Raw genomic sequence first — 20374 nt, 5'->3', positions numbered from 1 at the left:
CTGGCTTCGCGAATGTCGTTCCCCTCTCCGTCCCGGCTACGCCGGGCCACCTCTCCCCCGCTCCGCAGGGGCGAGGAACCCAAGCATCACTCCGCCGCGACCAGGCCAGCCATCTCGCGGTTCTTCATCAGCTTGTAGACGATGGAATCCATCAGCGCCTGGAACGAGGCGTCGATGATGTTTTCGGACACGCCGACCGTCCACCAGCGCGCACCGGTGCCGTCATGCGATTCGATCAGAACGCGGGTGATCGCCTCGGTGCCGCCATTGAGGATACGCACCTTGAAGTCGGCAAGCTCCATGTCGGCGATCTCGCCCTGGAATTTGCCGAGATCCTTGCGCAGCGCGATGTCGAGTGCGTTGACCGGGCCATGCCCCTCGGCCACCGACATCTTCTCCTCGCCGTCGACCAGCACTTTCACGATCGCTTCGGACACCGTCTTCAATTGGCCGTTGGCGTCGAAGCGGCGCTCGACCATGCAGCGGAACGAGGTCACGTTGAAGAATTCCGGCAGGCCGTGCAGCATCTTGCGCGCCAACAGCTCGAAACTGGCATCGGCCCCTTCATAAGCATAGCCCTCGGCCTCGCGTTCCTTGACCACGGCAATCAGCGCATCGAGCCGGTGGTCGTCCTTGGGCACATCGATGCCGCGCCGCTTCAGCTCGGCGAGGAAATTGGCCTTGCCGCCCTGGTCCGAGACCATGACGCGGCGGCGATTGCCGACCGTTTCCGGGGGCACATGCTCATAGGTCGCCGGCTCCTTGGCCAGCGCGGAGGCATGGATGCCGGCCTTGGTGGCGAAGGCCGAGGCGCCGACATAGGGCGCCTGTGCTTCCGGCGCGCGGTTCAAGAGTTCATCGAAGGCGCGGGACAGCCTGGAGACGCCGGTGAGAGCCTCCGCCGAAATACCTGTCATAAAGCGTGTCGAGAAAGCCGGCTTCAGCGCCAGTGTCGGCACGATCGAGATCAGATTGGCGTTGCCGCAGCGCTCGCCGATGCCGTTGAGCGTGCCCTGGATCTGGCGCACGCCGGCCTCGACCGCGGCCAGCGAATTGGCGACCGCCTGGCCGGTGTCGTCATGGGCATGGATGCCGAGATTGTTGCCGGCAATACCGGAGGCGATGACGCTCTCGACGATGGCGCGGACTTCCGATGGCTGCGTTCCGCCATTGGTGTCGCACAGCACCACCCAGCGCGCGCCCGCATCATAGGCGGTCCTGGCGCAGGCCAGCGCATAGTCGGGATTGGCCTTGAACCCGTCGAAGAAATGCTCGCAGTCGACCATCGCCTCCTTGCCGGCGGCGATCGCCGCCTCGACGGAGGCCTTGATGGATTCGAGGTTTTCCTCGTTGGTGCAACCGAGCGCGACGCGGACATGATAGTCCCAGCTCTTGGCGACGAAGCAGATGGCGTCCGATTTCGACTGCACCAGTGCCGCAAGCCCAGGATCGTTGGACGCCGACACCCCTGCCCGCTTGGTCATGCCGAAGGCCACGAATTTGGCGCGCGCCGTGCGCTTCTCCTGGAAGAAGGCGGTGTCGGTCGGGTTGGCGCCGGGGTAGCCGCCCTCGACATAGTCGAGGCCGAAAGCGTCGAGCAATTTTGCGATGGCGATCTTGTCCTCGACGGAAAAGTCGATGCCCGGCGTCTGCTGGCCATCGCGCAAGGTGGTGTCGAAGAGGAACAGTCTTTCCTTTTTCATGAAAGCAAGGTGCTTGAGCACCCCCCTCTGTCCTGCCGGACATCTCCCCCGCAAGGGGGGAGATCGGCAGCTTCTGCGAAGTAGCCTTTCTTGCAGCGTCGCAGATTGGCGAAAACGGTAATGACGGCCAATCTCCCCCCTTGCGGGGGAGATGCCCGGCAGGGCAGAGGGGGGTGGGAAGGATCGCCGAGCATCGACTATACCTTCCCCACGAACCGATCCGTCGCCCGGATCAGCCGATCCAGAATACCCGGTTCTGAATAGGCGTGACCGGCGCCCTCGATCAGGTGGAAATCCGCCTTTGGCCAGGCCTTGTGCAGCGCCCAGGCGTAGTGCGCCGGGCACGGCATATCGTAGCGGCCGTGGACGATGGTGCCGGGGATATTCCCGAGCTTCCAGGCATCGCGCAGCAACTGCCCCTCTTCCAGCCATCCGGCATGGACGAAATAGTGGTTCTCGATGCGGGCGAAGGCGATGGCATAGTCATCCTGCCCGAACGGACCGCTGGTCTCGGGTTCGGGCAAAAGCGTGATCGTTTCGCCCTCCCAAAGGCTCCAGGCACGGGCGGCCTCGATCTGCGCCTTGCGATCGCTGCCCACCAGCCGCTTGCGATAGGCGGCCATCATGTCGCCGCGCTCGGCCTCGGGGATCGGTGCCAGGAACCGCTCCCATTTGTCCGGGAACATTTCCGAGACGCCGAACTGGTAATACCATTCGAGCTCCGCACGCGTCAGCGTGTAGATGCCGCGCACCACCAGTTCGCTGACGCGATCAGGGTGCGTTTCGGCATAGGCCAGCGCCAGGGTCGAGCCCCAGGAGCCGCCGAAGACCAGCCATTTGTCGAAGCCGGCCATCTCGCGCAGGCGTTCGATGTCGGCGACCAGATGCCAGGTGGTGTTGGCCTCGAGCGAGGCGTTGGGCGTCGATTTTCCGCAGCCGCGCTGGTCAAACAGGATGACGTCGTAGAGCTTTGGGTCGAACAGCCGCCGGTGTTTTGGCGAGATGGTGCCGCCCGGCCCGCCATGCAGGAATACCGCCGGCTTGGCGCCCTTGGTGCCGGAGCGTTCCCAATAGACCTGATGGCCGTCGCCGACATCGAGCATGCCGGAATCGAACGCCTCGACCTCGGGATAGAGGGTGCGCAATTGACTGCTCATAGCTGCAAACCTTTGGTCGGCCAGTCCGCCGTTTCGTGGTCGGGATGCTGGAAGGAGATGATCGCTTCCTGCCGGGCATAGTAGTCGGGGTCCTGGTGGACGGGCTGATCGAAGATCGTCTCCACCCAGGGCAGCCGCGCGTCGTAATTGACCTGGATTTGTGGGGCGAGATCGGAGCGATCGTCGAAGGCGCCGATGGCGATCTCCAGTCCGCCGGGTTGCCGATAGGTCAACGGCGTACCGCAGCGGGCGCAGAAGCCGCGATCGATGTTGACCGACGACTGGAAATAGCTCGGTTCTTCATGGGTCCATTCGACGCCGTCCTTGGGCACGGTCACCAACGCCCCGAAGAACGAGCCAAACTGTTTCTGGCACATGCGGCAATGGCAGATAGACGGACGGCCGAGCGCCCCATGAATGCGGAAACGCACGGCGCCGCACTGGCAGCCACCGGTTCTTACTGTCTCGGTCATGATTTTTCCTCTGGCGGCCATTGTTCGGTGTCGTGGTCCGGGTGCTGGTAGGAGACGAGATCGGCCAGATAGGAAGCGAACGACATGTCGGCCATCGTGTCCTCGCCCGGCAATTGCGGGATCGTATCGACATAGGGCAGTTTTGCCTCGATGCCCCACTGGACCATCGGCACGATTTCAGCCGGATTGTCGAACGCGCCGATGGCCAGGCCGACGCCATCGGGCGCGGTGAAGGTCAGCGGCGTGCCGCAATGCGGGCAGAAGCCACGATCGACATGGTTTGACGAGCGGAAATATTTCGGCTCGCCACGCGTCCACTCGAGCCTGGCGTCGCCCACGGACACCAATGGCGCATAAAACGAGCCGAACGCCTTCTGGCACATGCGGCAATGGCAGATCGACGCGTCGCCGAGCGCGCCCTCGACGCGAAAGCGCACCGCGCCGCACTGGCAGCCGCCGGTGTAGATCGGCCGGTTGTCGAGGCTCATCGCCGGTCACTCCGCGGCATGGCAAACGGCCTCGACATTGTTGCCGTCGGGATCGAAGACGAAGGCGCCATAATAATTCGGGTGATAGTGCGGGCGCAGGCCCGGCCCGCCATTGTCCTTGCCGCCGGCCGCAAGCGCGGCGGCATGGAAGGCATCGACCTCGGCGCGGCTGCGCGCGGTGAAGGCGACGTGCTGGTGGTCTTTCGGCTTGTCCTTGCCGGAACTCAGCCAGAACACCGGCCGCTCGCGTCCGTAACCGCCAACCTTGACGCCGCCGGTATACTCCTGCGGCACCATGTAAAGCAGCGCCGCGCCAAGCGGCGCCATCGCCTTGTCGTAGAAAGCCTTCGAAGCGTCGAAATCGGCAACAGTAATGCCGAGATGGTCGATCATTGAACTGCCTCCCTTGCTGGTTCACGCGCCAGCATCACCGCATCAGCCGAACCGCCCACGATCACGATGTGCTGGCAGACATTGTCGATATCGCGAATGACGTCGTCGTTCCAGAAGCGCAGGATGGTCCAGCCAAGCGCTTCGAGCTTGGCAGTTCTCATGGCGTCGGATGCCGAAGCTTCAGCCTGAGCATGCTGAGAACCATCCAACTCGACGATCAGCTTCTTGCTGGAGCAGGCAAAATCGACGATGTAGTCGGCTATCGGCATTTGGCGTCGAAACGCCAGCCCCATGAGCCGATGTGCGCGAATCTCATTCCAGAGTTTCAGTTCGGCATCGGTCATAGCTTTGCGCATCTTGCGCGCATTGCTGCGGTTGTTGGCGGGCACTGGATAATGCGTCATCGCGGTTCGCCCCCCTCTGCCCTGCCGGGCATCTCCCCCTCAAGGGGGGAGATCGGCAACCTCACCGGAGGTGCCCAACTATCAACGTTGACAATTGGCGAAAGCCGAAGTGACGTCCAATCTCCCCCCTTGAGGGGGAGATGTCCGGCAGGACAGAGGGGGGTGTTTCGCGCCGCCCTCACCGCTTCACCTCCCAGGTCGTCACACGTTCGCCGGTGACGGGATCCTTGCCGTCCTTCAACTGTACACCTTGTGCCAAAAGGTCGTCGCGGATACGGTCGGCCTCGGTCCAGTTCTTCGCGGCGATGAGCGCGAGGCGATTGGCGATCGCCTTGGCAACGCCACCTTCATCGATTTCGGCCGACGCGACATCGAAGCCAAGAAACAGCAGCGATGCCTTCAGCGCAGCGGCCGCCTCGTTGCCGTCCGCGGCCTCGCCGGCCAGCTGCGTCAGGACCTGGAAGGCAGCGTAGGTCGCGAGATCGTCCGACAACGCACCGATGACCTCACCGGGCAACCGCCCCACCGCCGCCGGCGCCAGGTCCGCCGCGCGTTTCCATTTGCGCAGCATGTTCTCTGCCTCCTCCAGCTTGCGCACCGAAAAATCGATCGGCTCGCGATAATGCGTCATCAGCATTGCCAGCCGCAGCACCTCACCCGGCCATTTGCGGCCGCCGAAGGTCTCCGTCTCCAGCAGTTCGTTGATCGAGTAGAAATTACCCAGGCTCTTCGACATCTTCTGCCCCTCGACCTGCAGGAAGCCGTTGTGCATCCAGATGTTGGCCATAACGTCGGTGCCGTGGGCGCAACGCGACTGGGCGATCTCGTTCTCATGGTGCGGGAAGATGAGGTCGAGGCCGCCGCCATGGATGTCGAAGACTTCGCCGAGATAGGCGGCCGACATCGCCGAGCATTCGATGTGCCAGCCCGGCCGGCCCCTGCCCCAGGGCGAATTCCAGCCCGGCTCCTCCGGTGACGACAGCTTCCACAGGACGAAATCCTGCGGGCTTTTCTTGTGCACGTCGACGGCGATGCGGGCACCGGCCTGCTGCTCGTCGAGATTGCGCTTCGACAGCTGGCCATAATCCGGCATCGACGCCGTATCAAACAGCACTTCGCCAGCGGCAACATAGGCATGACCGCGTTCGATCAGGCTTTGAATCAAGCTGATCATGTCGGCCTTGCCGTCGGCGCGGGGCTCGACGAATTCGGTGGCGCGCGGCTCGACCGTCGGCTCCAGGCAGCCGAGAACCGCAACATCCCTATGGAACTGGTCGGCGGTCTTTTCGGTGACCCGCCGGATCGCCTCGTTGAGCGAAAGCGCGCCTGAGGCGATCTCGCCGCCGAAATCCCTCAGGGCGCGCGCGTTGATCTTGTCGTCGACGTCGGTGATGTTGCGCACATAGGTGGCGTGCGTCTCACCATAGAGATGGCGCAACAGGCGGAACAGCACGTCGAAGACGATCACCGGCCGCGCATTGCCGATATGGGCAAAGTCGTAGACGGTCGGACCGCAGACATACATGCGCACGTTCAACGGATCGATCGCGACGAAATCCTCTTTCGTCCGCGTCAGCGTGTTGTAGAGGCGCAAGCCCTGCGATGCGTCAGACATTCGTGCCTTCCCGGTTCGTTACTTTGTTCGAGCATGATCTGGTCCGAAAACCGGTTCCTACTTTCGCTTCGCGGACCTTCGGTTCGGGATCATGCTTTGACTGGAGTCGGGCACGCGCCGAGGCGCAATTCAGACTCCAGCCTGCTGGCCGGGGCGTTTGTCCAATCTGGGGAAAGATGAGGCGAAAACGTCCGGACCAGCGCGAGGCTAGCCAATAATGCAAATGCCACAAATGGCGAAAGACGTTTTCATGGGCGGCTTTATCGCCTTGGCCGGTGTTGCCGTCAAGTCGCTAGTTTCGGCAAAAACGTCGCTGGATCACAGGTAAAGACGCGGTGAAACATTTTATTAAACATGTCGGCACAGTCATGAGACATTCGTCGGCTAGTTCAGCAGGCGTCACGATTTGGTCAGAATCGGCCATCAAACGCAGACACGAAAACGTTACCTGGGAAGAGAGACATGCTCCGAAGCAAGCAGGAATCAAACCGCGCCAAGCAACCGGCGTTGGCCAACCACTACCGCGCGATCGGCCCGGCCGCGATCGTCGCCGCCCTCCTCCACACCGCGAAGAAGAAAAAGCCGGCGCAGAAGATCGTATCGCCTCGCGCTGCCTGAGTGGTGCGCGGCCGGCACCAAAGGCGCCGGACATGATGGCGCTGACATGCGCGCCTCATAACAACAGCTTCGTTTTGTTTGAGCATGATCTTTCCCGAAAACCGGGGCCACTTTTCAGGATCAGGCTCTAAAACAGCGTCATCTGACTGTCGTCCGCGCCGGGCTTCTGGCGCTTGGCCTTCTCGGGCTCCGGCCCGATCTCGCCCCTCTCCTGAATCTCCGATCCGGTGTTGGCGACCTTGTTGACGAGGTCGGAGACCGGAATCGCCTCGAAGAAATCAAGCCGCGCCGGCCGCAACAGGTCGGCGACATCGCGCGGCTCGAGCGCGCGGCAATCCAGCCAACGGGCGAAGTCCCCGGGATCGATCACCACCGGCATGCGGTCGTGGATATGCGCGATGTCGGCATTGGCGTTGACGGTCAGGATGGCGCCGGTGTCCATTTCCGAACCGCCCGGCTCGGCATAGGTCTCGATCAGGCCGGCAAAGGCAACCAACCCACGATGCCGGGGCCGTATCCAGTAAGGTTGCCCCTTCTTGCCGCCGGTTTGCCGCCACTCGTAAAAGCCGGACGCCGGCACCAAAGCACGACGATGGCGCATGGCGGCTTTGAACGAAGCCTTTTCGGCTGCGCCTTCAGAGCGCGCGTTGAACAGCAGTGGAAACTCCCTGGTATCCTTCACCCAGGTCGGGATCAGCCCCCAGCGCACCAGCATCGACTGGCGGTCCGGCAGATTGGAGCCGGGCGCCCGCGGAGCGCCGGCGGTCGCCATCAGGATCGGCTGCGTCGGCGCGATGTTGAAGCGTGCTGGGAAATCCTCCAGTTCCGCCAGCCCAAGAAAGGCGGCGGTCTGGTCCGGCGTTGCGGTCAAGGCGAAACGTCCGCACATGGTCGACTGGCACCCTTCGAATGGTTCGGTTTGAAAGTGGCGATGGAACCGGCGTTGCGCAACCGCTAAAGCTTCCGCATGCTGGGCGGTCCACAACAGACCTGCCTGCAAATGAGCCTGAACCGAGAATCCATGAAAGAGACACGCAAGATACTTCCGGCAGTCTCGGTCGCCGTCGTGCGCGGCGACACCGTGCTGTTGGTCAAGCGGGCGCGGCAGCCTTCGCAAGGGCTCTATGCCTTTCCAGGGGGAAAGGTCGAACCTGACGAGACCCTGGAGGATGCGGTACGTCGCGAGTTGTTGGAAGAAACCGGCTTGCAGGCCACCGATTTTCGCCCGCTTCGGGAAATCCACATCGACGGCAGGGATGACGGCCATCCGGTCGACTACCGGCTGACGGTGTTCGGCGCCGCCCATGCCGGCGGCGAGGCGGTGGCCAGCGACGATGCCGAAACGGCCGCCTTCTATACGCTCAGCGAAATGGCGGCGCTGCCGCTCGCCGGCTCGGTGTTTGCCGTCGCCGAAGACTTGTTGGATCCCGGCGGAAACGCCGGGCAGCAGCCCTGAAAATCGCCTTGCGGGCGACAAATTGTTTCGCCACAAAGGCTTATGCTGTTTGGCAGAGCCAGAACGGCCTACGCCATTCGGCAGACCACAACGGCTTAAGCCGTTAGGCGGAGAAGGCTTATGAACCGTCCATCCCTGCTCCTCGCCGTATGTCTTGCCGTCAGCGCGGCTGTCCCGGCGCGGCCGGCGCTCAGCGCCGAGTCGCCGTTCGAGCCTGGGCTCATGCGGCTGGCGGAAGTTCTGGGGTCGCTGCATTTCCTGCGCAATCTATGCGGTGAGAAAGGCGACCAGTGGCGTGTCGAGATGGCGAAGCTGCTCGATTCGGAGAATCCGGACGCCGAACGACGCGCACGCTTCATTGCCAGCTTCAATCGCGGCTATCGCTCCTTCGGCGGCATCTACACGCAGTGCACGCCGTCGGCCACCGAAGCCATCAGCCGCTATATGAAGGAAGGCGAGACCCTTTCGCGCGACATCGCCTCGCGTTACGGCAACTGATCTGGCCATTCCGACCTGCTCATCAACAGATATCCGGACCATCCCTGGCGGCGACCGACACATCCGGCTTGTGCCAGGCGATATCTTGATGCAATTCTTATGTGGCACTTCTGCAACAGTGTTAATGAAACCTTACCCTGAGAATGCGGAATTAACTCAAACTGAAGGTTTTCGCCCCGCGGGCCGCCCTAATCGGCTAAGTTTGACCCGAGTTGAACGCAGCTTCGCGCAAGGCGATCGGACTTTGTAAAAAACGATCAAAAAAATGTCGTATTTACAAATACTTAATTGGCCCTGCGTGTGAAATGAACAGATCAAGCCCGATCCACATCGACGGATCGCCGCTTGAAAGGGTGGACATCGCATATGGAACATGGTGTCAACGACATCGACGCGCTGGTCAGGGAAGAGAAACGCCTGACCGCCGTGGAGAGCCACAGCGAAGCCTGGGCGGAGGGTCTCTCCGCCGGCATAGAGCCCGAGATCATTGCCGAGGCAGCGCTCGAGACGGCGTTCGGCGAGATGTTGCGTGCCAATGGCGAGACCTCGGCCCTTGCCCTGCTCGACCGTATGCGTGAAAAGGTGATTGCTGGCGCCTTCGAACCTGAACGGCTGCGGCACTGAACCGACGTCCGGTTCTTTGACCATATGCCGCTCGGGCACAATGCCCGGAATCAAGGAGAAGCGGGCAGTGAAATTTTCGATGTCAGGCAAGCCGAACGGCTTGATCCTTAGCATCTGTCTCGCCGCCTGCTGCGCCGCGTTTCCCCTGGTTGTGTGTCTCGCGAGCAGCCCCGCTCATGCGTTGAGCGAGATCAAGCGCGAAGAGCTTCCCTCACCGATCCAGCCATCGGCGGATGACGACCTGTCGCCGCCCGGAAGCACCGTGCCGATACCCGACCCGGTCGGAACGCCACCATCAACCAGCCAGCCGGCGGCTCCGGCCGAGACCGAGCCGGACAGCCCGGCGGACGGCGGCGCGACCAGACCGCGCGTCGATCCGGACACGCCGTTGCCTGAGGTCGTCTACGATCTCGGCAAACTGCCCGAACCGGTGCGGCGCATGCATGACCTGATCGTCGAAGCCTGCAAGAGCGGCGACATCGAAAAACTGCGGCCTTTGATCGGCACGGGCGCCAGCACGACGCAATTGTCGCTGACCGATATAGACGGCGACGCCATTGCCTTCCTCAAAGGGCTTTCGGGCGATCAGGATGGCCAGGAGATTCTGGCCATCCTCGAGGAAGTGCTCGATGCCGGCTACGTCCACCTCGATGCCGGCAAACCGGAAGAACTCTATGTCTGGCCGTATTTCTTCGCGCTGCCGCTGGACAAGCTCGATGCCAAGCAGCGGGTCGAGCTGTTCAAGATCGTCACCGCCGGCGATTTCGACGACATGAAGCAGTTCGGCGCCTACATCTTCTACCGCGTCGGCATCACGCCCACCGGGCAATGGACGTTCTTCGTCGCCGGGGATTGAGGTTCTTACCCTCCCCCTTGTGGGGAGGGTCGCTGCGAAGCAGCGGGGTGGGGGTCAGCGCCAACCCCCCCGCCCGGACCTTCGGTCCGACCTCCCCACAAGGGGGAGGTAGGGAGCCTAGACTGGCAGCGCCTCGGAAAACTCCACTGCCCTGCCCTGGCTTGGCGTGACGATTTCGCCTTCCCACATCACGCGATGACCGCGAATGACGGTGCCAACCGGCCAGCCGGTCACTTCTTTGCCGTCATAAGGCGTCCAGCCGGCTTTCGAACCGGCCTGTGCGTTGGTGATGATTTCGCGCCGCTTCATGTCGACAATGGTGAAATCGGCGTCGTAGCCAGCCGCGATGCGGCCTTTTCTTGCCATGCCGAAGATGCGTTGCGGGCCGTGGCTGGACAGGTCGACGAAGCGCTGCAGGGTCAGTCGGCCGGCGTTGACGTGATCGAGCATGATCGGCACCAGCGTCTGCACACCGGTCATGCCCGACGGCGAAGCCGGATAGGGCTTGGCCTTTTCGGCCAGCGTGTGCGGTGCGTGGTCGGAGCCGAGCACATCGACGATGCCTTGCGCAATGCCGTGCCAGATGCCGTCGCGATGGCGCGCGGCGCGCACCGGCGGATTCATCTGGATCAGCGTGCCGAGCCGCGCATAGTCGTCGGCGCTCAGCGTCAGATGGTGCGGCGTCGCCTCGCAGGTCGCGACATCCTTGTGCTGTTCGAGGAACAGGATCTCCTCGGCGGTCGAGATGTGCAGGACATGGATGCGGGCGCGAACGCTTCGCGCGATGCGCACCAGCCGTTCGGTGCAACGCAAGGCGGCGATCTCGTCGCGCCACACCGGGTGCGATGACGGGTCGCCTTCGATGCGTTCGCCCAGACGCTCGCGCAGCCGGAATTCGTCCTCGGAGTGAAAGGCGGCACGGCGGCGCGTGTTTCTGAGGATCGATGCCACGCCTTCGTCATCCTCGACCAGCAGGTCGCCGGTCGACGAGCCCATGAACACCTTGATCCCGGCGGCCCCCGGCAGCCGCTCGAGCTCGCCGACGTCCTTCGCATTCTCACGTGTGCCGCCGACCCAGAAGGCAAAATCGCAATGCATGCGGCCACTGCCACGCCGGACCTTGTCGGCAAGCGCTGCCTCGCTGGTGGTCAGCGGATTGGTGTTGGGCATCTCGAACACGGCGGTGACACCGCCCAGCACCGCCGCCCGCGAGCCGGTCTCCAGGTCTTCCTTGTGCTCAAGCCCGGGCTCACGGAAATGCACCTGGCTGTCGACGACGCCCGGCAGGATGTGCAGGCCACGGCAGTCGATCATCTCCCCGGCCGAGGCCCGGCCGAGGTCGCCGATGGCAGCGATGCGCCCGTCCTTCACACCGATGTCGCGCGCCCCCTCGCCGTCATGGTTGACCACGGTACCGCCTGTCAGGATGAGGTCGTAGGTCATGGTCATGCTCTCTTGCGGGGGGAGTGCCAGCGGCTTACGTAAAGGCCGACCGTTTTGCAAGATCAGGCTGCTTTCGCCAATGCCCTTCGCCCAGCTCAAAGACCGCGCAATCATCTCCGTCTCGGGTCCTGATGCCGAGCATTTTCTGCAGAACATCCTGACCACGGATCTCGACATACTGGCCGTCGGCGAAGCCAAGCCCGGAGCGCTGCTTTCGCCGCAAGGCAAGATCCTGTTCGATTTCCTGGTCTCGCGCGCCGGCGAAAGTGCATTCCGCCTCGAATGCCGCGCCGACATTTCAGATGATTTCGTACGCCGGCTGACGCTCTACAAGCTGCGCGCCAAGGTCGAGATTGCCAAGGCGGATCAGGCGCTTGTCACCGTGGCATGGGGACGTGAGTCAACGGCCTCACATTCCGATTCAACGGCGGCTCAATCAACAGCCGTGGTCGACCGACGCTTCCCCGACGATCATGTGAGCCGCTCCTATGGTGATGCGGCAGCGAGCAGCGACGACGCGGCCTGGCAGGCCTTCCGCATCGCCGGGGGCATTGCCGAAAGCGGCAGCGACTACCAACTCGGCGATGCCTTCCCCCATGACGTGCTGCTGGACGAGACCGGCGGTGTCGGTTTCAAGAAGGGCTGCTATGTCGGCCAGGAGGTCGTCTCGCGCATGCAGCACCGCGGCACGGCCAGGCGGCGCGTGCTGATCGTCCAGGCCGGACTGCCGCTGCCGGCCGCCGGGACGGAACTCACCGTCGACGGGCGGCCGGTCGGCTTGCTGGGCTCGAGCGCCGGCACGACCGGGCTTGCCATTGCGCGCATCGACAGGGTCAAGGCAGCGCTCGACGCCGGCCAACCGATCATGGCGGGAGACGTGCCGGTTACGATGGCCATTCCCGGCTGGGCGAAGTTCAGCTTCCCGCAGGAAGCCGTCAGCGCGGAGGAGGCCTGATGGCGGCCGATCGCGTCGGCGCGCCGGCACGCGCCTGGCAGCGCATGCTGTCCGGCCGCCGGCTCGACCTGCTCGACCCCTCGCCGCTCGACATCGAGATATCGGACATTGCGCATGGGCTCGCCCGCGTCGCCCGCTGGAACGGCCAGACCAGCGGCGAGCATGCCTTTTCGGTTGCCCAGCATTCGCTGCTGGTCGAGGCGCTGTTCTGCGATCTGGTGCCCGAGGCTTCGGCCGATGCCCGGCTGGCAGCCCTGCTGCACGACGCCCCCGAATACGTGATCGGCGACATGATCTCGCCGTTCAAATCGGTGATGGGCGGCAGCTACAAGGATTGCGAGTTGCGATTGCAGCGCGCCATCCATTCGCGCTTTTCGCTGCCGCCGGAACCGGCCGCGGCGCTGCGCAAGGACATCAAGCGCGCCGACCAGATCGCCGCCTATTTCGAAGCAACGCTGCTTGCCGGTTTTTCGACCGCCGAGGCGACCGAATTCTTCGGCCGTCCGCGCGGCTTCAATGCCGATCGCTTCGATTTCACGCCACGCTCCGTGACCTGGGCGCAGAATGCGTTCCTCGAGCGGTTTTCGGCGATCGAGAAGTCGCGGCGCCAGGTTCCGGCGCAAGCGGCCGGCTGAAAAACGCTAAATTAACCGGCGGCGACCACAGTAGCCTGTTCAATCACGAGCCGCAGGCGCGCCTTATGCCCGTCGCTGATGCCAAGGATGGTTCGGCCGTCCCGGAACCGGGGGCCGAAGGCGTGGATCGGCCGCGCCGCATGGAAGACGAACTGCGCGAACAGAACGAACGTTTTTCGGCGGCGGTCGAGAACATGTCGCATGGGCTGTGCATGTTCGACGCCGACGAGCGCATGATCATCTGCAACGGCAACTACATCAACATCTTCTGTCTCGACGCCAAGGTGATGCGACCTGGCATCCGGTTCCTCGACATCCTGCGGCACAGCGTCGACATCGGCATCGCCTCGCAAAGCGCCGACGAACTCTATGCCATCCGCAAGCCCTATATCGACCAGGCGAAACCCTCGACCTATGAGGAGACGCTTTCGGATGGTCGCATCATCAGCATTTCGCATCGCCCGCTGGCTTTGGGCGGCTGGGTCTCGATCTACGAGGACATCACCGAACAGCGGCGCGCCCAACAGGATCTCAAGGAGCAGCATCGCCGCTTCGACGCGGCGTTGGCCAACATGTCGCAAGGCCTGCTGATGTATGATGCTGACGGCAGGCTGATCGTGCGCAATGAGCGTTTTCTGGAACTCTACAACGTCACCGCAGCCGACTTTCCGTTTGGAACGGCCCACCGCGACGCGCTCGAACGGCTGCTGGAACTCGGCATCTATGCGAAGATCGACGTCGACAGCGAAGTCGCCAAAACCGAAGCCTGCCTGGTGGCGGCAAAAATGCATTCGACATATCGGTATCTTACCGACGGCAGGACGGTTCTGGTCACACGCCAGCCGATGAGCGGCGGCGGTTGGGTGGCGACTTTCGACGATGTTACCGAACGCCGCCGCACCGAAGAGCGCATGACGCACCTTGCGCATCACGATACGCTGACCGGATTGCCCAACCGCTCGATGTTTCGCGAACGGCTCGACCTTGCGCTGGAAGACGCGGTAGCGGCACCGCTGGCAATCTTCTCGCTCGATCTCGACCGCTTCAAGGCTGTCAACGACACTTGGGGACATCCGGCTGGCGACTGGCTGCTGAAGAGCGTGGCCGAGAGGCTGCAGCGTTGCCTGCGCAATGAAACTGACGTCGTCGCCCGTTTTGGCGGTGACGAATTCGTCATCATCCAGTCCCATTTCAAAAGCCTGGCCGAGGTGGAAAAACTGGCGAAGCGCATCGTCGAGGTGGTCGCAAAGCCGTTTCGCGACAAAAACCGGGACATGCATGTCGGCGTCAGCCTGGGCATCGCCATTTTCCCCGACGACGGCGGGGATGCCGATACGCTGCTGAAGAACGCCGATACGGCGCTCTACCGGGCGAAGCGCGAAGGGCGCAACCTGTACCGCTTCTTCGAGCCCGGAATGGACGCCACGGTGCAAGCACGCCGGGCGCTTGAGATCGATCTCGAGACAGCGCTGCCACGCCAGGAATTCGATCTCGATTTCCAGCCGATCATGAATATAGAATCCGGCGAAATCGTCGGTGCGGAAGCCTTGATGCGCTGGCATTCGCCCGCGCGCGGCACGGTGGCGCCCGACGAATTCATTCCCGTCGCCGAAGAAATCGGACTGATCGTGCCGCTTGGCGAATGGGCGTTGAGGACGGCCTGCGCGGCGGCGGCGAGCTGGCCTCCCGGCCTGCGCATCGCAGTCAATGTCTCGGCCGTGCAGCTCAAAAGCGGCGGCTTTGCCCGCGGCGTCATCTCGGCTCTCGCCTTTTCCGGTGTGTCCGCCAGCCGATTGGAACTGGAAATCACCGAGACCGTTCTGATGGACGAAAGCGAGACAGTGCTGAAGACGCTGCGTGAGCTGCGCGCGCTGGGCATCCGCATCGCACTGGACGATTTCGGCACCGGCTATTCCTCGCTCGGCTACCTCAGGCGGTTTCCGGTCGACAAGATCAAGATCGACCGTTCATTCATTCGCGACATCGGCAATCGCGACACCGCAGCGATCGTTCGCACCATCATCGGGCTGGGCGCGGAACTTGGCATCACCGTCACCGCCGAGGGTGTCGAAACCGAAGTGCAGCTCGACATTCTGCGCGGCAATGACTGTGTCGAGGCGCAGGGCTTTCTGATCGGCGTGCCGTCAAGGGCAGCGGATATACTGCGCCTGCTGAAAACGCGCGCGTTGCACAGCCAGACCGGCTGAGGCAGGCAGCATCAGCGCAATGTCTCGATATATTTTTCGTGGAAGCTGATATAGCCCGGCTCGACTACCTCCAAATGCCGCCCGATCAGCGCATGAAACTCCGGCAGCTGATGAAATGGCACGCCGGGATAGGCATGATGCTCGGCATGGAACGGCATGTTCCACGCCAGCTTGCGGACCAGCCAGTTGGTCAGCGTGGTCCTGGTGTTTTCCAGCATGTTGGCGACGAACGGGCAGCGGCCGTGCTCGGCCAGGAGATAGAGGCGCAGAAATGGCTGCCCGAGCAAAGCCGGCACGATCCAGACATAGAGAAGCACCGTGAGCCGGAAATAGACGGCCAGCAGAGCGACCACGGCATAAAAGGCAATCATGGCACGCGCCTCGATGCGCACCTTGTCGTAGCCTTTTGGCGGAACGTAGCTTTCCCGGCCCCTGCCCATCGCATTGCCATAAAGCGTCTTGAAGTGGCCCCACCACGTCGGAATGCCGGAGACATGGACGAGGTATTGCCGCCATGTCTCCGGTTTGGGGAAAGCCAGTTCCGGGTCGTTGTCCGGGTCCTGGGTGTATCGGTGGTGAGCGAAATGGAAGTAACGGAACCAGTCCGCCGGCAGCGCGATCGCCAGGCTGCAGACCCGCGCCACGGCATCGTTCAGCCACTGCGTTTCGAAGGCGGTGCGATGAACCGTCTCGTGCAGAAGCGTGAACAGGAACACGATCAGGATGCCCTGCGGCAGCATCAGCAGCGGCCAGAACGGCACCTTCGCGGCAATCAGCGATCCGATGACCACGATCGCACCCCAATGGGCACCAAGCTGAACGAGACCCGAGACATCCGACTTGGCGGTCAGGCGATTGCGCTCTTCCTGCGTCAGCGATGCAATTACGTCGCGATGGTCCACGGGCGTCATCCAAGCTGGAATGTCGAAGGCCTAGAGTAAGCAACAAAAAAGCTTCCTGAAAACGAGGAATTCTGCGATTTAGATAAGGTCATCTTATCTATTGGGCATCATGATCGCTTTTCCATCCTTGCGCGGGCTCCAGGCTTTCGAAGCGGCTGCGCGTTCCGGCAGCTTTGCCGCCGCGGCCGACGAGCTTTCCATCTCGGCGGCGGCGGTCAGCCAGCTGATCCGGACCGTCGAGGACCAGATGGGCCGCAAGCTGTTCAACCGGGTCAACCGCCGTGTCGTTCTCACCGACGCCGGCAGGGAAATACTGCCTCGGCTGACCACGGCATTCGGTGAGATCGGCAGCGTGTCGCGCGAACTGGGCGGCGCCGAGTTCCGCTCCCGGCTGGTGGTGTCGGTGCCGCCATCGATGGCGATGGGCTGGCTGTCGTCGCGCCTGGTGGGTTTTGTCGCGGCCCACGGCGCTGTCGACATATCGCTCAGGGGCGAAGACGATCCGGTATCGTTCGACCGCGACCTGATCGATATCAGGCTTTCCTACGGCCGTTCGCACTACCGCGACCAGGCAACGGAAGACATCGTCAGGGATGCCGTCTACCCCGTTTGCGCACCGGATGTCGCGGCGACCATCAAATCTCTGGACGCCGCCACCCTCGCCGGTTTGCCGCTGATCCATACCGACTGGGGGCCGACGGGCGCATCGTTTCCGTCATGGCGCAACTGGTTCGAAGCGGCGGGCATCGAGCCTGGCCGGGCAGCGCAACGCGGCCTTTCGGCGAATTCGTCGCGGGCCGCACTCGATCTCGCCATCTCGGGCCTCGGCGTCGCGCTCGCCCAGGGGGTCTTCTGCGCCGAGGCGATTGAGGACGGCAGGCTGATCAGGCCCCTCGCCCAGGCGCTGGAGCTGCGCCAGCCCTACTGCCTGACGATACCAGAGCGCAGCACAAGGCGTGACGTGGTGGCCGCCTTTCGCCAGTGGCTGATCGAGGAATGCGTGCGCGCGGCAGGCTCGCCGGCACTCCGCTGACCACGGCCATGATCAGAGATGGCCGCTCAATGCCTCCACCATGTCCTTGTTCGTCGCCACCGGAACGATCTCGAATTCCACCAGATCCGCCCATTCGATGACCCAGCGCTGCAGCAGCGGGACATCATCGGCCTCTACCAGCAGGAAGCAACGGCTCATGTCCGCCGCGATCCAGCTATGGTGCACGACAAGCTCGTCCGGCTTCAGGCGGCCCCGGTCGCGAAAGCGACGGTAGATCTCCTTGCGATCGCAGCCGGTAAAATCCTCGATCACGATGAAAAGCATCTTCCCCCTCGATTGATTTACCGCCCCGGCCGGTCCAGCCGCTCCAGGAACCACTGCGTCAACCGCACCCAGACCTCATCCTTCTCGCCGGAATCCTCCCAGCCATGGTCGAGATTGGGGTTGTCGTTGACTTCGATGACGAAGACGCCGTCGTTGGTTTCCTTGAGGTCGACACCGTAGAGCCCGTCACCGATGCAGCGCGCCGCCTTCACCGCCGTCTCGACGACATGCGCCGGCGTCTCCTTCAGTGTGAAGGTCTTGATGCCGCCCTGATCGGGCTTGCCGTTGGCCTTGTGATTGACGATCTGCCAGTGCTTCTTGGCCATCAGATAGTGAACGGCAAACAATGGTTGGCCGCCGAGCACGCCCACCCGCCAGTCATATTCGGTCGGAATGAATTTCTGCGCGATCAAAAGGTCGGAATCTTCCAGCCATTCCGTGGCGAGCATTTTCAGTTCCCCGAAGGTCTCGCATTTCTTGACGCCGCGCGAGAACGACGAATCCGGGATCTTCAGCACCAGGGGAAAGCCCAGCGTCTGTGCCGCCAGTTCGAGGTCCGAGGCGCCGGCGATCATCACCGTCGGCGGCACCGGCACCTTGTTGTAGGCCATCAGTTCGTTGAGATAGACCTTGTTGGTGCAGCGGATCATCGACAGCGGATCGTCGATGACCGGCATGCCTTCCTGCTGGGCACGGCGGGCGAAGCGATAGGTGTGGTTGGAGATCGAGGTCGTCTCGCGGATGAACAGCGCATCGTAGTTGGCAAGCTTGGCGAGATCCCGCTTGGTGATCGGCTCGATTTCGACACCCATCTTTTCGGCGATCTTGGCCCAATAGCGCAGCGACGAGATCTCCGACGGCGGCAATTCCTCATGCGGATCGACCAGCGTGGCGAAAGTATAGCGCGCCGGCGTGCGGCCCTTGGTGTCGCGCCACTCGCGGTTGGTGTAGGTCTCCAGGCACTGGATGAAGCTCTTTTCTTCGTCCTCGGTCATCCGTGCCAGCGGATGGAAGCCGATCTTGCGGATCGAAGCCCATTCGGCGCTGTCCTTGATGTGGACTTCGAGCGCCGGCGCGCGGAACCAGTCGAACAACAGCTTGGCGAAACGGTCCCAGACCTTGGAAGGGCCGATGCCGAAGAAGATGCAAACCTTGGTCGGAAAGGCGCCGTCGAGATCCTTGCGGCATTTGTTGAGCGCCAGCTCCAGTTCCGGCAAGGCATGCTCGTAGAGCTTGCGTTCCGACAGGTCGATCATCGTCTCGACGGTCGGGATGACCTTGTGGCCACGCGAACCCGCCAGCAGCGAGGCATAGTAGCCACGGCTCTGGTAGGCGTAATTGTTCGACAGGTTGATGACCTTCGGCCGCTGGCCGCGAAACAGCGACGGATGCGCGAGATAATCGCGGTTGGTGATGATCTTGTGGGGTGTCGCCACCTGGTCGAGATCGCTCTGCCTGCCTGTAAGAATAACCCAGGTCATTGTTATCAGCGCTTTCCCAGAGTGATGGCGGCACGCAGTCCGTCGCGGCCGAACTGCGCCATGTTCATGAAGATGCCGTAAGGCACGGGAATGTTGGCGGCATCAAGGATGGTCTCCTGTCTTTCGTCCTCGACCCAGGGATCGTGGATCAGGATATGGTCGCCGTCATCGCCGATCGCCAGCACCCAGTGCGGCACCTTCTTGCCGAACATGATGAAGCCGCTGATCAGCACCAGCACCAGTTTTCCTTCGGCGATCGCGGCGCGTATGTCGTCGATTGTGAACGGACGGTAATTCACCGGGATGCCGTAAAGTTCCGCGCGGCGGCGAAAGTCGACCTGGGCCAGTTCCATCACCCGACGCTTGTCCTCGCTGCGCACCGACTGCAGGAACAGCGCGCCGTAGAAGGAAACATGGATCTCCGTCGCCAGCCCGCTTTCGTACGCCGAGACGGCGAGGCCGAACGGCTCGCAGCCACCGGGTCCCGACATCATGAAGACGGTCGTCGCTTCGCGCCACAGTCGGATTTCCATGACCGGATCCGGCACGAAGCCGCGGTCGAAATTGGCCATCGCCATCATCAGGCAGCATGGGCCGCAGGTGAATTCGCAGGTCTGCGGGTAGAACGGCACGTTGGTGGCGACCGGAATGTCACCGCGCAAGGTCTTTTCATAGCGAAGCGCCGTTTCACCATCCTCATAGTAAGCGAGTTCGCGGCCGATCTTGCGATAGCCGGCGCGCTCGTAGATGTGGATGGCTCGGCTGTTGTCCTCGCGCACCTCGAGACGCAGCATCATGCGGCCATGCTCGAAGGCGGCGTCTTCCGCCGCTTCAAGCAGCATGCGGCCAACGCCCAGCCCGCCGAAGAACGGACCGGTGGCGATCGAGTAGAGACGCGCCACACCGCTTCCCTTGCGAAACAGCACGATCGCATAGCCGGCCACGCGGCCATCGATTTCGGCAACCAGCGTCTCGGCGGTCTCGCGCTCGATGAACAGGCGGAAGGAGCGACGCGAAATTCGGTCGCTTTGGAAAACAGCTTTCTCAATGGCGGCGAGATCATCGACGTCAGACGCGCGGGCCGTGCGGATCTCGGCAGGCATGCGGCTTGAGAAAACCCCGATTGTTGGTGGGAAATGCCCTACTCG

At 62.7% G+C, this 20374-nt stretch carries 22 protein-coding genes; 9 read left to right on the top strand and 13 right to left on the bottom strand.

The features are described 5' to 3' along the window. Positions 1–86: 86 nt before the first annotated feature. The 7 genes from cimA to cysS all read right to left on the bottom strand — a co-directional run bounded on the left by cimA (position 87) and on the right by cysS (position 6233). Positions 87–1703, bottom strand: a complete 1617-nt coding sequence (cimA, locus tag BPNPMPFG_RS00185; RefSeq protein ID WP_258592683.1) for a citramalate synthase — start codon at positions 1701–1703, stop codon at positions 87–89. A 197-nt stretch (positions 1704–1900) separates the two neighbouring features. Continuing rightward, complete coding sequence (pip, locus tag BPNPMPFG_RS00180; RefSeq protein ID WP_258592682.1) at positions 1901–2860, bottom strand: prolyl aminopeptidase; 960 nt, start codon at positions 2858–2860, stop codon at positions 1901–1903. Beyond that, positions 2857–3333 carry a GFA family protein gene (locus BPNPMPFG_RS00175; protein WP_258592681.1) on the bottom strand — a complete coding sequence of 159 codons (477 nt, stop codon included), beginning with the start codon at positions 3331–3333 and terminating at the stop codon, positions 2857–2859. The genes pip and BPNPMPFG_RS00175 overlap by 4 nt, the downstream gene beginning before the upstream one ends. Further along, positions 3330–3821 (bottom strand): GFA family protein, encoded by a 492-nt coding sequence (locus BPNPMPFG_RS00170; RefSeq protein WP_258592680.1) that lies wholly within the window; start codon positions 3819–3821, stop codon positions 3330–3332. Before BPNPMPFG_RS00170 ends, BPNPMPFG_RS00175 begins: the two co-directional genes overlap by 4 nt. A gap of 6 nt (positions 3822–3827) precedes the next feature. Continuing rightward, positions 3828–4214 (bottom strand): VOC family protein, encoded by a 387-nt coding sequence (locus tag BPNPMPFG_RS00165; RefSeq protein WP_258592679.1) that lies wholly within the window; start codon positions 4212–4214, stop codon positions 3828–3830. Next, a complete protein-coding gene (locus BPNPMPFG_RS00160; protein ID WP_258592678.1) occupies positions 4211–4618 on the bottom strand; it encodes an endonuclease domain-containing protein in 408 nt (135 codons plus the stop codon). The genes BPNPMPFG_RS00165 and BPNPMPFG_RS00160 overlap by 4 nt, the downstream gene beginning before the upstream one ends. Before the next feature lie 178 nt (positions 4619–4796). Next, positions 4797–6233: a cysteine--tRNA ligase gene (cysS, locus tag BPNPMPFG_RS00155; RefSeq protein WP_258592677.1), complete on the bottom strand. Its 1437-nt coding sequence runs from the start codon at positions 6231–6233 to the stop codon at positions 4797–4799. A gap of 462 nt (positions 6234–6695) precedes the next feature. On the opposite strand from cysS, the gene BPNPMPFG_RS00150 reads away from it, so the two are divergent. After that, positions 6696–6851 (top strand): hypothetical protein, encoded by a 156-nt coding sequence (locus BPNPMPFG_RS00150; protein WP_023812894.1) that lies wholly within the window; start codon positions 6696–6698, stop codon positions 6849–6851. A gap of 127 nt (positions 6852–6978) precedes the next feature. Here the strand turns inward: BPNPMPFG_RS00150 and BPNPMPFG_RS00145 are convergent, their stop codons facing one another. After that, positions 6979–7740 (bottom strand): SOS response-associated peptidase, encoded by a 762-nt coding sequence (locus tag BPNPMPFG_RS00145; protein WP_258592676.1) that lies wholly within the window; start codon positions 7738–7740, stop codon positions 6979–6981. Positions 7741–7872: 132 nt separating this feature from the next. On the opposite strand from BPNPMPFG_RS00145, the gene BPNPMPFG_RS00140 reads away from it, so the two are divergent. The 4 genes from BPNPMPFG_RS00140 to BPNPMPFG_RS00125 all read left to right on the top strand — a co-directional run bounded on the left by BPNPMPFG_RS00140 (position 7873) and on the right by BPNPMPFG_RS00125 (position 10285). Beyond that, positions 7873–8307 (top strand): NUDIX hydrolase, encoded by a 435-nt coding sequence (locus tag BPNPMPFG_RS00140; RefSeq protein WP_258592675.1) that lies wholly within the window; start codon positions 7873–7875, stop codon positions 8305–8307. Positions 8308–8427: 120 nt separating this feature from the next. Continuing rightward, the gene (locus BPNPMPFG_RS00135; protein ID WP_258592674.1) at positions 8428–8805 is read left to right on the top strand and encodes a TIGR02301 family protein; all 378 of its coding nucleotides are present in this window, start codon (positions 8428–8430) and stop codon (positions 8803–8805) included. Between the two features lie 366 nt (positions 8806–9171). Then, complete coding sequence (locus BPNPMPFG_RS00130; RefSeq protein WP_008874920.1) at positions 9172–9429, top strand: hypothetical protein; 258 nt, start codon at positions 9172–9174, stop codon at positions 9427–9429. 67 nt (positions 9430–9496) lie between these two features. Then, positions 9497–10285, top strand: coding sequence for a hypothetical protein (locus BPNPMPFG_RS00125; RefSeq protein WP_258592673.1), 789 nt, complete (start codon positions 9497–9499; stop codon positions 10283–10285). 117 nt (positions 10286–10402) lie between these two features. Here BPNPMPFG_RS00125 and BPNPMPFG_RS00120 read toward each other — a convergent pair whose 3' ends face one another. Beyond that, on the bottom strand, positions 10403–11734 hold the full coding sequence (locus tag BPNPMPFG_RS00120; RefSeq protein WP_258592672.1) for a dihydroorotase: 1332 nt from the start codon (positions 11732–11734) through the stop codon (positions 10403–10405). A 73-nt stretch (positions 11735–11807) separates the two neighbouring features. Between BPNPMPFG_RS00120 and ygfZ the strand changes: the two genes are divergently transcribed. The 3 genes from ygfZ to BPNPMPFG_RS00105 all read left to right on the top strand — a co-directional run bounded on the left by ygfZ (position 11808) and on the right by BPNPMPFG_RS00105 (position 15525). After that, positions 11808–12683, top strand: coding sequence for a CAF17-like 4Fe-4S cluster assembly/insertion protein YgfZ (gene ygfZ / locus BPNPMPFG_RS00115; protein ID WP_258592671.1), 876 nt, complete (start codon positions 11808–11810; stop codon positions 12681–12683). Next, positions 12683–13318: an HD family hydrolase gene (locus BPNPMPFG_RS00110; protein ID WP_258592670.1), complete on the top strand. Its 636-nt coding sequence runs from the start codon at positions 12683–12685 to the stop codon at positions 13316–13318. Before ygfZ ends, BPNPMPFG_RS00110 begins: the two co-directional genes overlap by 1 nt. Positions 13319–13383: 65 nt before the next feature. Next, positions 13384–15525: a putative bifunctional diguanylate cyclase/phosphodiesterase gene (locus tag BPNPMPFG_RS00105; RefSeq protein WP_258592669.1), complete on the top strand. Its 2142-nt coding sequence runs from the start codon at positions 13384–13386 to the stop codon at positions 15523–15525. A gap of 11 nt (positions 15526–15536) precedes the next feature. Here the strand turns inward: BPNPMPFG_RS00105 and BPNPMPFG_RS00100 are convergent, their stop codons facing one another. Next, complete coding sequence (locus BPNPMPFG_RS00100) at positions 15537–16427, bottom strand: fatty acid desaturase family protein (protein ID WP_319945968.1); 891 nt, start codon at positions 16425–16427, stop codon at positions 15537–15539. Positions 16428–16536: 109 nt separating this feature from the next. Here BPNPMPFG_RS00100 and BPNPMPFG_RS00095 point away from each other — a divergent pair, with 109 nt between their 5' ends. After that, on the top strand, positions 16537–17460 hold the full coding sequence (locus BPNPMPFG_RS00095; RefSeq protein ID WP_258592667.1) for a LysR substrate-binding domain-containing protein: 924 nt from the start codon (positions 16537–16539) through the stop codon (positions 17458–17460). 12 nt (positions 17461–17472) lie between these two features. Here BPNPMPFG_RS00095 and BPNPMPFG_RS00090 read toward each other — a convergent pair whose 3' ends face one another. From BPNPMPFG_RS00090 to BPNPMPFG_RS00080, 3 genes are read right to left on the bottom strand one after another with little or no spacing between them, the layout of a single operon-like run. Then, positions 17473–17745: a DUF3303 domain-containing protein gene (locus BPNPMPFG_RS00090; RefSeq protein ID WP_258592666.1), complete on the bottom strand. Its 273-nt coding sequence runs from the start codon at positions 17743–17745 to the stop codon at positions 17473–17475. Between the two features lie 17 nt (positions 17746–17762). Further along, positions 17763–19226, bottom strand: coding sequence for a RimK family ATP-grasp domain-containing protein (locus tag BPNPMPFG_RS00085; protein WP_258592665.1), 1464 nt, complete (start codon positions 19224–19226; stop codon positions 17763–17765). A 5-nt stretch (positions 19227–19231) separates the two neighbouring features. Beyond that, on the bottom strand, positions 19232–20329 hold the full coding sequence (locus BPNPMPFG_RS00080; RefSeq protein ID WP_258592664.1) for a peptidase C39 family protein: 1098 nt from the start codon (positions 20327–20329) through the stop codon (positions 19232–19234). Positions 20330–20374: the final 45 nt, after the last annotated feature.

The sequence above is a fragment of the Mesorhizobium sp. AR07 genome (assembly GCF_024746815.1).
Lineage (GTDB): Bacteria > Pseudomonadota > Alphaproteobacteria > Rhizobiales > Rhizobiaceae > Mesorhizobium.
The sequence above is the reverse complement of the archived record's forward strand: the minus strand, read 5'-3'. Positions and strand labels throughout refer to the sequence as shown.